A 12,607-nucleotide genomic window follows, 5' to 3' on the forward strand; every position below is an offset into this window, starting at 1 on the left:
GTATCAACATATCTGGCGTTGATTTTTGGCACGCTGTTGAGTTCTCAAGGAACGGTCGCTTCCTTTGTACTCACCCTCTCGGGCTTTCCTCCGGGCTTCCCTTCGGTGTTTCCGACTCTATCAGATCGTTTTCCGATCCGATTTCCTCGGTGCTTTCCAGGTTCTCGCTTTCGCGTTTCCCTTTCCGGCGGTTCCGACTCTATCAGATCCTTTCGGCGTCTGATTCCCAGTCAGAGGGGGTTGTCTTCCCGGCCCGCTGGGCCGTTCCGACGTCTCAAACCTTAGCCGATCACCCCCGGCAGTTCCTAATCGGGCTGCCGGTCCCCATTCGAATTGAATTCGGACGCGCCGAAAGTAATCCCGAACGGGAGGGTCGAACTGATGGTTGGAGTGCCGCTGTCGCGGCGGAGGTGCCACCACAGAACCGTTACGGCTCCGGGGCAGACCAAGAACTCTACGGATCGACCCGGGGGGTGTCAACCCACCCTGTCAAGATTTTTTCCAGCGGGGACACGACTGGGGCCCCTCGACCGGTGTCGAGGGGCCCCAGTGCAGGTCAGAGCGTCGGAGGTCAGACCTCGACGACGACCGGAAGGATCATCGGGCGCCGGCGGTAGGTGTCCGAGACCCACTTGCCGAGCGTCCGGCGGATGAGCTGCTGGAGCTGGTGGGGCTCCACGACGCCGTCCTGGGCCGACCGCTCCAGCGACTCCGTGATCTTCGGGAGGACCTCCGCGAAGGCACCGTCGTCGATACCGGAGCCACGGGCCTGGATGTGCGGACCGCCCGTGATCTTGCCGGTGGACGCGTCCATCACCACGAAGACCGAGATGATGCCCTCGTCGCCGAGGATCTTGCGGTCCTTCAGCGCGGGCTCGCGCACGTCGCCGACCGAGAGGCCGTCGACGTAGACGTAACCGGCCTGGACCTTGCCCGCGATCTTCGCCTTGCCCTCGACCAGGTCGACGACCACGCCGTCCTCGGCGATGACGATCCGGTCGTGCGGGACGCCGGTCGCGGCGCCCAGCTCGGCGTTGGCCCGCAGGTGGCGCCATTCGCCGTGGACCGGCATGAGGTTCTTCGGGCGGCAGATGTTGTAGAAGTACAGCAGCTCGCCCGCGGACGCGTGGCCCGAGACGTGCACCTTGGCGTTGCCCTTGTGCACGACGTTGGCGCCCCAGCGGGTCAGGCCGTTGATCACGCGGTAGACCGCGTTCTCGTTGCCGGGGATGAGGGACGAGGCCAGGATGACCGTGTCGCCCTCGACGATGCGGATCTGGTGGTCCCGGTTGGCCATGCGGGACAGGGCCGCCATCGGCTCGCCCTGGGAACCCGTGCAGACCAGGACGACCTTGTCGGCCGGCAGGTCGTCGAGCTGCTTGACGTCGACGACCAGGCCCGGCGGGACCTTCAGGTAGCCGAGGTCCCGCGCGATACCCATGTTGCGGACCATGGAGCGGCCGACGAAGGCGACCTTGCGGCCGTACTTCTGGGCGGTGTCCAGGATCTGCTGGATGCGGTGCACATGGCTGGCGAAGCTCGCCACGATGATGCGGCTGTGCGCGCCCGCGAAGACGTTGTCCAGCACGTTGGAGATGTCGCGCTCGGGCGGGACGAAGCCGGGGACCTCGGCGTTCGTGGAGTCCGAGAGAAGGAGGTCGATGCCCTCCTCGCTCAGCCGCGCGAAGGCGTGCAGGTCGGTGAGCCGGCCGTCCAGCGGGAGCTGGTCCATCTTGAAGTCGCCGGTGTGCACGACCATGCCGGCCGGGGTGCGGATGGCGACCGCGAGGGCGTCCGGGATGGAGTGGTTGACCGCGACGAACTCGAGGTCGAAGGGGCCGACCCGCTCGCGGTCGCCCGCCTCCACCTCAAGGGTGTAGGGGCGGATGCGGTGCTCCTGGAGCTTGGCCTCGATCAGCGCGAGGGTGAGCTTGGAGCCGATCAGCGGGATGTCCGGCTTCTCGCGCAGCAGGTACGGGACCGCGCCGATGTGGTCCTCGTGGCCGTGCGTGAGGACGATGCCCTCGATGTCGTCGAGGCGGTCCCGGATGGACGAGAAGTCCGGCAGGATCAGGTCGACTCCGGGCTGCTCCTCCTCGGGGAAGAGCACGCCGCAGTCGACGATCAGCAGACGGCCGTCGTACTCGAAGACCGTCATGTTCCGGCCGATCTCACCGAGACCGCCGAGCGGGGTGACGCGCAGGCCGCCCTTGGCGAGCGGCGGCGGCGGGGCCAGTTCAGGGTGCGGATGACTCAAAAGACTCTCCTGACCACACGCGCCACGTACCGGTGGGCACGTGGCGCGCATGACGTTCAGTGCGTGCGGTTGTCATAAGGGGGGTGCGGGCACCGGTGCGCCCGCTGTTCGGTTGTGTACTGCGCTTGTGTGGCTCGGATGGTGCTGAAGTCTGTTGTCAGAGCTGTACCCCGCCGGCAGCAAGATCGATCTTGAGCTGGGCGATCTCCTCCGGGGAGCACTCGACCATGGGGGCGCGCAGGGGTCCGGCGGGCAGGCCCAGCAGGGCGAGCGCGGCCTTGGTGGTCATGACGCCCTGGGTCCGGAAGACGCCGGTGTAGACCGGGAGCAGCTTCTGGTGGATCTCGGCGGCCTTGACCACGTCGCCTGAGGTGTAGGCGTCCACGAGGGCGCGCAGGTCGGGGGCGACGAGGTGGCCGACGACGGAGACGAAACCGACGGCGCCGACGGAGAGCAGGGGGAGGTTCAGCATGTCGTCGCCGGAGTACCAGGCGAGGCCGGAGCGGGCGATGGCCCAGCTCGCGCGGCCGAGGTCGCCCTTGGCGTCCTTGTTGGCGACGATCCGGGGGTGCTCCGCGAGGCGGACCAGGGTCTCGGTGCTGATCGGGACGCCGCTGCGGCCGGGGATGTCGTAGAGCATCACCGGGAGGCCGGTGGTGTCGGCGACGGCCGTGAAGTGGCGGTACAGGCCCTCCTGCGGGGGCTTGTTGTAGTACGGCGTGACGACCAGGAGGCCGTGGGCGCCGTCGCGCTCGGCCTGGCGGGCCAGCTCGAGGGTGTGGTGGGTGTCGTTGGTGCCGACTCCGGCCACGACGCGGGCGCGGTCGCCGACCGCTTCCACGACGGCTCGTACGAGGTCCGATTTCTCCGCGTCGCTGGTGGTGGGTGACTCGCCGGTGGTGCCGTTGACGATCAGGCCGTCGTTGCCTGCGTCCACCAGGTGGGCGGCGAGCCGCTGCGCGCCGTCGAGGTCGAGTGCGCCGTCCGCCGTGAAGGGCGTGACCATAGCGGTGAGGACCCGCCCGAAGGGGGTCTGCGGAGTGGAGGTCGGAGCCATGGGTGACACGCTACTCGGTACTCGATCCATGGTCTGCCCGTGGGGTATCGGGAAAGTCAGGACAAAGTCGGGACAAGGAGGAGCCCGGCACTGCCTGCTCGGGGGTTCAAGCAGTGCCGGGTCCGTTTGATCAGGCTAGATGAACTTCTCTAAATGCCGCAATACGGACACTTCGGGTGGGCGATCCGTACATCCGTTCCGCGTGGGGGAACAGGGCTTCGCTACGGGGCCACACGGCCGTTCGCGTTGAAGGCGGCGTAGGTGAGCGGCATCAGACGGGCCCACTCGGCCTCCATCTTCTCGCCCACCATCTCGATCTCCCGCTGCGGGAAGGACGGCACCTTGGCCAGCTCGTGCTGGGTGCGCAGGCCGAGGAAGTGCATCAGGGAGCGGGCGTTGCAGGTGGCGTACATCGAGGAGTACAGGCCGACCGGCAGGGCCGCGCGGGCGACCTCGCGGGCCACACCCTCGGCCAGCAGCTTCTGGTAGTCGGCGTATGCCCGCTCGTAGGACTCCGCCAGGGTGCCGCGCACCGTCTCGTACTGGGCCGGGGTGCCCTCGACGAAGACGTACTTGCCCGGACGGCCCTCCTGGACCAGCTTGCGGGAGGTGTCGGGGACGTAGAAGACCGGCTGGAGCTCCCGGTAGCGGCCCGATTCCTCGTTGTACGACCAGCCGACGCGGTGCCGCATGAACTCGCGGAAGACGAAGATCGGGGCGCTGATGAGGAAGGTCATCGAGTTGTGCTCGAACGGGCTGCCGTGCCGGTCCCGCACCAGGTAGTTGATGAGGCCCTTGGAGCGCTCGGGGTCCTTCTGCAGCTCGTCCAGGGACTGCTCGCCCAGGGTGGAGACACGGGCGGCGAAGAGGACATCGCTGTCCGACGCGCTGGATTTCACCAGCTCGACGGTGACATCGCTACGGAGCGTGAGCGGCTCGGGGGTGGTCACTAGAGTCCTTCCATCACTTCTGCGGTTTGCGCCCACCATACGGGGCACGCGCACCGGTCAGAGCAACTACCTCACCTCAAAAATCGCATCCAGCGGTTTTCGGGACATGGGCACCTTTTGGGTCACCCGTGCGTCTAGAGGGGTGAGGCCGCTCCGGTGACGCTGCTCCACAGCTCCCGACAGCTCCCGCACCCCCCGGAAGGAGATCCACCCCCGATGTTCCGTCGTCGTGAGCCCGTACCCTTCGCCTTCATCGCCGAGGCCGACAGGTTCCGCGGCAATGTCACTCCCCCACCCCCGCAGCGCGCGTCCCGAGGCGAGATGGCCGGGCGCGGGCTGCTCATGCTGACGCTCGTCGCCGGGATAGTCGGCGCCCTGGTCGTCGGCATGCCCGCGCTGTCCACCCCGTCGGGTCCGCCGGCCGGGCAGTCGCAGGCCGCGCAGGGGCACTGACCCTTACGGCCGCCCACGGCTGGTGAGGTGGACCACAGGCGGATAGCCTCACCGGGCACAAGCCCGTGCGAGGACCTTGCGAGGAAACAGCCGTGCCCCTGCCTTTCCTGACGGCCGACCGCACTTTCGAGGCGGCCGACGAGAGCTCGCTGCCCTACGACGACCGGGACCGCTGGCGGCGCCCGTACCGCCCCGGCCCGTGGCGGGTCGGCGGAGCGGCGCTGGGGCTGCTGTTCTCCTCGTTCGTGCTGTTCGGCTCCGTACTCACCGCGCTGACCGGCACCACGGCCTCCGCCGGGGTCACCTTCCTGCTCGCCGCCGCCATCGTCATCAGCGCGCTGCGGGTGCTGCGCATGGGCGTCTGGGTGAGCGCGAACGGCCTGCGCCAGGTCGGCTTCCTCGTGACCCGTACGGTCCCGTGGCAGCGGGTGGTCTCGCTGCGGACGGCGCAGCAGCCGGTGCGCTGGCTGGGCCTGCCCCGGACCGTGCAGGGACAGGCGCTGACCCTGGTCCGCGAGGACCGCGCGCCCGACGACACTCCCCCGCTGCTCACCACGCACAGCCTGGACTTCCTGAACCGTCCCGCCGGCTTCGACCTGGCCTCGGACACGATCGAGGCGTGGGCCGCGGAGTACCGGCGCGGCTGAGAACCGCACAGACGCCGAAGGGGCCGCCCGCGCTGTCGCGGAGCGGCCCCTTCGGCGTCGCGGGGTCAGGCGGGGAGGTTCCTGCCGTCGTGCAGGGCGATGGCGCGCTGCATCGTCCTGCGGGCACGCGGGGTGTCGCGGGCGTCGTGGTAGGCGACGGCGAGGCGGAACCAGCTTCGCCAGTCGTCCGGGGCGGCCTCGGTCTCGGCCCTGCGCCGGGCGAACACCTCGTCGGCCGAGTCGCGGTCGATCCGGCCGTCCGGGGTGCGGCGCAGCTCGTCGACGGGCAGACCGCCCTCGGCCTCCAGTTCGGCGGCGAGCTGGTTGGCCCGGCGGACGAACTGGGTGTTCTTCCACAGGAACCAGATGCCGATGACCGGCAGGATCAGCACGGCCACGCCGAAGGTGACGGTGAGGAGCGTGCCGGACTGGATGAGCATCACGCCCCGGCTGCCGACCAGGACGAAGTAGAAGACCAGGACGGCGGCCGTGACGAGATAGGTGATCTTCGCGCGCATGAGGTAGGGGTACTCAGCCCAGGTCAAGGAAGTGTTCGAGGCCGAAGGTGAGGCCCGGAGCGGACCCCACCCGGCGCACACCGAGCAGGATGCCCGGCATGAAGCTGCTGTGGTGCAGCGAGTCGTGGCGGAGGGTGAGGGTCTCGCCCTCGCCGCCGAGCAGGACCTCCTGGTGGGCCAGGAGGCCGCGCAGCCGGATCGCGTGCACGGGCACGCCGTCCACGTCTGCGCCGCGCGCGCCGTCCAGTGCGGTGACCGTAGCGTCCGGCGCCGGGGCGGTACCGGCCTGGCGGCGGGCTTCGGCGATGAGCTGGGCGGTGCGGGTGGCGGTGCCGGAGGGGGCGTCCACCTTGTTGGGGTGGTGCAGCTCGACGACCTCGACGGACTCGAAGTAGGGCGCGGCGATCTGCGCGAACCTCATGGTGAGGACGGCACCGATGGAGAAGTTCGGGGCGATGAGCACGCCCGTCTCCGGGGACAGCTCGAGCCAGCTCTTGAGCTGCGCGAGGCGCTCCTCGGTCCAGCCCGTGGTGCCGACGACCGCGTGGATGCCGTGGCGCAGGCAGAAGTCGAGGTTGCCCATGACCGAGGCGGGGGTGGTGAGGTCGACGGCGACCTGGGCGCCGGCGTCCACCAGCGTCTCCAGCTTGTCGCCCCGGCCGAGGGCGGCGACCAGCTCCATGTCCTCGGCGGCCTCGACGGCTCGTACCGCCTCGGACCCGATGCGACCACTCGCACCGAGGACCGCCACGCGCAGCTTGCTCATCTCTTCGTTTCCTTACCGCAGTTGAGGTGCCGGGTGGGTCAGGCGACCGCGTCGTTCAGCCGGGCGGCCTGCTTGTCCTTCAGCGGGCCTATGACCGACAGCGACGGGCGCTGTCCCAGGATGTCGCGGGCGACGGAACGGACCTCGTCCGGGGTCACCGCGGCGATCCGGGTCAGCATCTCGTCCACGGACATGTGGTCGCCCCAGCACAGCTCGCTCTTGCCGATACGGTTCATCAGCGCGCCGGTGTCCTCCAGGCCGAGCACGGTGGCGCCCTTCATCTGGCCGATGGCCCGGCTGATCTCGTCGTCGGTGAGACCGTTCGCGGCGACCTGGTCGAGTTCGTCCCGGCAGATCTTGAGCACGTCGTGCACCTGGCTCGGCCGGCAGCCCGCGTACACACCGAAGAGGCCGCAGTCTGCGAAGCCGGAGGTGTAGGAGTACACGCTGTAGGCCAGGCCGCGCTTCTCCCGGACCTCCTGGAAGAGCCGGGAGGACATGCCGCCGCCGAGGGCGGTGTTGAGCACGCCCATGGCCCAGCGGCGGTCGTCGGTGCGGGCGAGGCCGGGCATGCCGAGGATGACGTGTGCCTGCTCGGTCTTGCGGCCGACCAGTTCGACGCGGCCCGCGGTGCGGATGGTGCGGCGGCCCTCGCGCGGGGCGATGGGCTCGGCACCGGTGTCGCCGAGGGCGCCCGCCTTCTCGAAGGCTGCGCGGACCTGGCGGACGACCTTGGCGTGGTCGATGTTGCCGGCGGCCGCGACGACGAGGTGGGTCGGGTCGTAGTGCTTCTTGTAGAAGCGGCGGATGCGGTCGGCGGTGAGGGCGTTGACGGTGTCGACCGTGCCGAGGACCGGGCGGCCGAGGGCGTTGTCGCCGAACATGGTGTGCGCGAACAGGTCGTGCACGCAGTCGCCGGCGTCGTCCTCGGTCATGGCGATCTCTTCGAGGATCGCGCCCCGTTCGACGTCGACGTCCTCTTCACGGATCAGCGAGCCGGTCAGCATGTCGCACACCACGTCGATGGCGAGCGGCAGGTCGGTGTCGAGCACGCGTGCGTAGTAGCACGTGTACTCCTTGGCCGTGAACGCGTTCATCTCGCCGCCGACCGCGTCGATCGCGGCGGAGATGTCGAGGGCGGAGCGCTTGTCGGTGCCCTTGAAGAGCAGGTGCTCCAGGTAGTGGGTGGCGCCGTTCAGCGACGGGGTCTCGTCACGGGAGCCGACGTGCGCCCAGATGCCGAAGGTGGCCGAGCGCACGGAGGGCAGCGTCTCGGTGACGATGCGCAGGCCGCCCGGGAGGGTGGTCCTGCGGACGGTGCCGATGCCGTCCCGGCCCTTGACGAGGGTTTGGGTACGGGCGACGGCCCGCGCCTCCGAGGAGGTGCGGGCCGTCGCCTTGAAGCTACGGGACGTCACTGGTCGGCGTCGTCCTTCTTGTCGTCCGAGCCGTCCTCGCCCTCGATCACGGGGATGAGGGAGAGCTTGCCGCGCGAGTCGATCTCGGCGATCTCGACCTGGACCTTCTGGCCCACACCGAGGACGTCCTCGACGTTCTCCACGCGCTTGCCGCCGGCGAGCTTGCGGATCTGCGAGATGTGCAGCAGACCGTCCTTGCCGGGGAGCAGGGAGACGAACGCACCGAAGGTGGTGGTCTTCACGACCGTACCCAGGTAGCGCTCGCCGACCTCGGGCATCGTCGGGTTGGCGATGCCGTTGATCGTGGCGCGGGCGGCCTCGGCGGACGGTCCGTCGACCGCGCCGATGTAGATCGTGCCGTCGTCCTCGATCGTGATGTCGGCGCCGGTGTCCTCCTGGATCTGGTTGATCATCTTGCCCTTGGGGCCGATGACCTCACCGATCTTGTCCACCGGGATCTTGACGGTGATGATCCGCGGGGCGTTCGGGGACATCTCGTCGGGCCGGTCGATGGCCTCCATCATCACGTCGAGGATGTGGAGACGGGCGTCACGGGCCTGCTTGAGGGCCGCGGCCAGGACGGAGGCCGGGATGCCGTCCAGCTTGGTGTCGAGCTGGAGGGCGGTCACGAAGTCCTTGGTGCCGGCGACCTTGAAGTCCATGTCGCCGAAGGCGTCTTCCGCACCGAGGATGTCGGTGAGGGTGACGTAGTGCGTCTCGCCGTCGGCCTGCTCGGAGATCAGGCCCATGGCGATACCGGCGACGGGGGCCTTGAGCGGCACACCGGCGTTCAGCATCGACATGGTCGAGGCGCAGACCGAGCCCATGGACGTCGAACCGTTGGAGCCGAGGGCCTCGGACACCTGGCGGATCGCGTAGGGGAACTCCTCGCGCGTCGGCAGCACCGGCACGAGCGCGCGCTCGGCGAGGGCGCCGTGGCCGATCTCGCGGCGCTTCGGGGAGCCCACGCGGCCCGTCTCGCCGACGGAGTACGGCGGGAAGTTGTAGTTGTGCATGTAGCGCTTGCGCGTCACCGGGGAGAGGGTGTCGAGCTGCTGCTCCATGCGGAGCATGTTCAGGGTGGTGATGCCCAGGATCTGGGTCTCGCCACGCTCGAACAGCGCCGAGCCGTGCACGCGCGGGATGGCCTCGACCTCGGCGGCGAGCGTACGGATGTCCGTGACGCCGCGGCCGTCGATGCGCTTCTTCTCCTTGATCACGCGCTCGCGGACCAACTGCTTGGTCAGCGAACGGTAAGCGGCGGAGATCTCCTTCTCGCGGCCCTCGAACTCCGGCAGGAGCTTCTCGGCGGCCAGACCCTTGACGCGGTCGAGCTCGGCCTCGCGCTCCTGCTTGCCGGCGATGGTGAGGGCCTGGGCCAGCTCGGGCTGGACAGCCTTCTTCAGCGCCTGGAACACGTCGTCCTGGTAGTCCAGGAAGATCGGGAACTCGCCCTCGGGCTTCGCGGCCTTGGAGGCGAGGTCCGACTGCGCGCGGCACAGGACCTTGATGAAGGGCTTGGCGGCCTCGAGCCCGGCGGCCACGACCTCCTCGGTCGGCGCCTCGGCGCCGCCCTCGACGAGCTTGATCGTCTGGTCGGTGGCCTCGGCCTCGACCATCATGATTGCGACGTCGCCGTCCTCCAGGACGCGACCGGCGACCACCATGTCGAAGACGGCGTCCTCGAGCTCGGTGTGCGTCGGGAACGCGACCCACTGGCCGCGGATCAGCGCGACGCGGACGCCGCCGATCGGGCCGGAGAAGGGCAGGCCGGCGAGCTGCGTCGACGCGGAAGCGGCGTTGATCGCCACGACGTCGTACAGGTGGTCCGGGTTGAGCGCCATGATCGTGGCGACGACCTGGATCTCGTTGCGCAGGCCCTTCTTGAAGGACGGGCGCAGCGGGCGGTCGATCAGGCGGCAGGTGAGGATCGCGTCCTCGGAGGGGCGGCCCTCGCGGCGGAAGAAGCTGCCGGGGATCTTGCCTGCGGCGTACATGCGCTCTTCGACGTCCACCGTGAGGGGGAAGAAGTCGAGCTGGTCCTTGGGGGCCTTGGAGGCGGTGGTGGCCGACATCACCATGGTGTCGTCGTCCAGGTACGCCACGGCGGAGCCGGCGGCCTGCTTGGCCAGGCGGCCCGTCTCGAAGCGGATGGTGCGGGTGCCGAAGGAACCGTTGTCGATGACGGCCTCGGCGTAGTGGGTCTCGTTCTCCACTAGCGTTTTCTCCTCGTCTTCGTCCCTCTCGCCCGTGTGGCGGGGGGACGGTGGTGGGAGAAGCGCTCCGTCTGGTGCGGGCCGGTCTTCGATCGAAGCACCCAGGGGATCGCTTCCCCCCTGGGAGCCACTACCGAGGACCGGCGGCGGCGCGGTGCGCGTCTCCTCGTTCTGTGTCGTACGTGATGCGTTGTGCTAACACCCTACAAAGGGGGAGTGACACTCCGCACGTTCCCGCACGTTCGGCGGGTACGTACAGCAAAGGGAGCGGCTCCCGATCCGGTCGGGAACCGCTCCCTCATGGCGACTTACTTGGCGCCGGCCGCACCGCGGCGGATGCCGAGGCGGTCGACCAGGGCGCGGAAGCGCTGGATGTCCTTCTTGGCCAGGTACTGCAGCAGGCGGCGACGCTGACCGACCAGGATCAGCAGACCACGGCGGGAGTGGTGGTCGTGCTTGTGGGCCTTGAGGTGCTCGGTCAGGTCGGAGATCCGACGCGAGAGCATGGCGACCTGGACCTCGGGGGAGCCGGTGTCGCCCTCCTTCTGGCCGAACTCGGCGATGATCTGCTTCTTCGTAGCGGCGTCGAGAGACACGCGTACTCCTCATGATGGTGGTGCCGCCGAGTGCCCCCGGTCTGAATCTCGGGGGAGCTTCCGTTACTCGGGAGGCGGGGACTCGCTGAGCGCGGCCTCCAGGGCGTGAGCTCCGGGGGTGCGTACACGAACGGCCGTCACTCAGGGTACCAGGGCGCTCCGGGCCGCCTTCACGGTGCCTAACCGACCATCGAGCGTACGTCCGCGAGGACACCCAGCGTGGCCAGGCAGAGCGGGGCCAGGGCGAGCAGGACGGCGCCCTCGGCGAGGTCGAGGAAGCGGCCCCAGAAGGGTGACAGCCCCTTGCTCGGGACGATCAGGCCGATCGCGGTGATCAGTACGGCGCCCACGGCGACGGCCGCCGTCAGCCAGGCGGTGCGCAGGTCGAGCGCGCCGCGGTCGTGGTGGAGCACGAAGTCGGTGAGGGCGTCCTGGGGCGGGTTCAGGGCGAGACCGAGCAGCAGCAGCGCGATCGCGGCGAGACCGGCGACCAGGACGCAGGACACCTGGGCGGTGTAGCGGAACAGACGCGCGCGGATCAGCATCGCGAGGCCCGTGGTGAGCGCCAGGAGCTGGCCCCAGACGTTGTCGCAGAAGCCGAGGACGGCGGCGGAGGCGACGACCAGGGCCGCCGTACCGCCGACGAGGCCGAGCAGCATCTCGTGCCCGCGCCGGGCCTGCGCGGCGACCAGGTCGGCGTCGAGCGGTTCGGCGTCGGCGCCCTGCGCGGCGTCCGGGTCGAAGGCGTCGTCGGTGGCGGAGTGCGGCGAAGCGTAGCCGATGGGCAGCCGGGCGAAACGGGCGGACAGGCCGGGCAGGAACGCGACCAGGCCGATGGCGACCGGGGCGCAGACGGCGGCGGTCGCGGTGGCGGAGGCGTCGGTGAGGAGGGCCACGAAGGTCGCCAGGGTGCCGACGGTCGCCAGGAAGGACGCGGCGACGAACGGGGCGTCCCCGCCCGGCGTGAGCGCCACCAGGGCGACCGAGGCGATCAGCACGGCCACGCAGCCCAGCATGAACTGGAGCTTGCCCGGCCCCTGCGCGGCCGGTGCGCCGATGACGCCGGAGCCCGCGATCATCAGCAGCGGCAGCGCGCCGAGGCCCAGGGCGACCGCGGAGCCCCGGTCGCCGTACACCCGGGCGCGGACCCCGGCGAAGGCGGTGAGCAGCACGCCGAGGCCGCCGGCGATGACGCCGGGCAGGCCGTGCATGTCGTGGCGCACGGGATCGGCGTACCAGAGGACGAAGCCGGTCAGCAGGATGAGCAGGGCGCCGCCCGCGAGGCCCGTGACGCGCAGCAGGTCCTCGCTCCACAGGTGCCGGTCGCGCATGACGGCGGAGGCGACGGCGTCGGAGACGTCGTCGTAGACCGCGGGCGGCAGGGACTCGGCGAAGGGGCGCAGGCTCAGCACCTCGCCGTCCAGGACGCCTTCGTCGGCGAGGGTGCGGGCGCTGTCGAGCACCCGGCCGTCACGGCGGACCAGGTGGTAGCCGGCCGGGGTGCCGACCTCCTGGGTCTGGCCGGTCAGCCGCAGTATCTCCGGATAGATGTCGGCCACGGCGATGTCCACCGGGAGCGCCACGTCGATGCGGCTGTCGGGTGCCACGACCGTGACCCTGCTGAATCCCGTCGCCGCTGTCGTAGTCACCTTCACAGACCCCCTGTTCGCGGATGCGCACGCTGCGGGCGTCACCCTACCGGGGCCCGGTGTCAGTGGTGACCAGTAGG

11 protein-coding genes are annotated in these 12,607 nt (G+C 69.6%); 2 read left to right on the plus strand and 9 right to left on the minus strand.

Going from position 1 to position 12,607, the window contains the following annotated elements:
* Positions 1-571 precede the first annotated feature (571 nt).
* The 3 genes from HEK131_RS23035 to thyX all read right to left on the minus strand — a co-directional run bounded on the left by HEK131_RS23035 (position 572) and on the right by thyX (position 4,264).
* A complete protein-coding gene (locus tag HEK131_RS23035; RefSeq protein ID WP_030816864.1) occupies positions 572-2,257 on the minus strand; it encodes a ribonuclease J in 1,686 nt (561 codons plus the stop codon).
* 157 nt (positions 2,258-2,414) lie between these two features.
* A complete protein-coding gene (gene dapA / locus HEK131_RS23040) occupies positions 2,415-3,314 on the minus strand; it encodes a 4-hydroxy-tetrahydrodipicolinate synthase (RefSeq protein ID WP_217460977.1) in 900 nt (299 codons plus the stop codon).
* Positions 3,315-3,535: 221 nt separating this feature from the next.
* The gene (thyX, locus tag HEK131_RS23045) at positions 3,536-4,264 is read right to left on the minus strand and encodes an FAD-dependent thymidylate synthase (protein WP_217460978.1); all 729 of its coding nucleotides are present in this window, start codon (positions 4,262-4,264) and stop codon (positions 3,536-3,538) included.
* 216 nt (positions 4,265-4,480) lie between these two features.
* Here thyX and HEK131_RS23050 point away from each other — a divergent pair, with 216 nt between their 5' ends.
* On the plus strand, positions 4,481-4,717 hold the full coding sequence (locus HEK131_RS23050; protein ID WP_161150858.1) for a hypothetical protein: 237 nt from the start codon (positions 4,481-4,483) through the stop codon (positions 4,715-4,717).
* 92 nt (positions 4,718-4,809) lie between these two features.
* Positions 4,810-5,364 (plus strand): hypothetical protein, encoded by a 555-nt coding sequence (locus tag HEK131_RS23055; protein WP_244336863.1) that lies wholly within the window; start codon positions 4,810-4,812, stop codon positions 5,362-5,364.
* A 65-nt stretch (positions 5,365-5,429) separates the two neighbouring features.
* Here HEK131_RS23055 and HEK131_RS23060 read toward each other — a convergent pair whose 3' ends face one another.
* From HEK131_RS23060 to eccD, 6 genes are all read right to left on the minus strand, one after another.
* Positions 5,430-5,882: a hypothetical protein gene (locus tag HEK131_RS23060; RefSeq protein WP_217460980.1), complete on the minus strand. Its 453-nt coding sequence runs from the start codon at positions 5,880-5,882 to the stop codon at positions 5,430-5,432.
* A 13-nt stretch (positions 5,883-5,895) separates the two neighbouring features.
* Positions 5,896-6,648 (minus strand): 4-hydroxy-tetrahydrodipicolinate reductase, encoded by a 753-nt coding sequence (dapB, locus tag HEK131_RS23065; protein ID WP_244336865.1) that lies wholly within the window; start codon positions 6,646-6,648, stop codon positions 5,896-5,898.
* Between the two features lie 38 nt (positions 6,649-6,686).
* Positions 6,687-8,066 (minus strand): M16 family metallopeptidase, encoded by a 1,380-nt coding sequence (locus tag HEK131_RS23070; RefSeq protein ID WP_217460982.1) that lies wholly within the window; start codon positions 8,064-8,066, stop codon positions 6,687-6,689.
* A complete protein-coding gene (locus tag HEK131_RS23075) occupies positions 8,063-10,282 on the minus strand; it encodes a polyribonucleotide nucleotidyltransferase (RefSeq protein ID WP_161150863.1) in 2,220 nt (739 codons plus the stop codon). The genes HEK131_RS23070 and HEK131_RS23075 overlap by 4 nt, the downstream gene beginning before the upstream one ends.
* Positions 10,283-10,590: 308 nt before the next feature.
* Complete coding sequence (rpsO, locus tag HEK131_RS23080) at positions 10,591-10,878, minus strand: 30S ribosomal protein S15 (protein ID WP_030816847.1); 288 nt, start codon at positions 10,876-10,878, stop codon at positions 10,591-10,593.
* A 179-nt stretch (positions 10,879-11,057) separates the two neighbouring features.
* Positions 11,058-12,527, minus strand: a complete 1,470-nt coding sequence (gene eccD / locus HEK131_RS23085; protein WP_217460983.1) for a type VII secretion integral membrane protein EccD — start codon at positions 12,525-12,527, stop codon at positions 11,058-11,060.
* Positions 12,528-12,607 lie beyond the last annotated feature (80 nt).

Source organism: Streptomyces seoulensis (assembly GCF_022846655.1).
Lineage (GTDB): Bacteria > Actinomycetota > Actinomycetes > Streptomycetales > Streptomycetaceae > Streptomyces.

Coding starts and splice junctions, on each gene's coding strand:
- dapA (WP_217460977.1), bottom strand. CDS start 3,314: ATGGCTCCGACCTCCACTCCGCAGACCCCCTTCGGGCGGGTCCTCACC.
- HEK131_RS23050 (WP_161150858.1), top strand. CDS start 4,481: ATGTTCCGTCGTCGTGAGCCCGTACCCTTCGCCTTCATCGCCGAGGCC.
- HEK131_RS23060 (WP_217460980.1), bottom strand. CDS start 5,882: ATGCGCGCGAAGATCACCTATCTCGTCACGGCCGCCGTCCTGGTCTTC.
- dapB (WP_244336865.1), bottom strand. CDS start 6,648: ATGAGCAAGCTGCGCGTGGCGGTCCTCGGTGCGAGTGGTCGCATCGGG.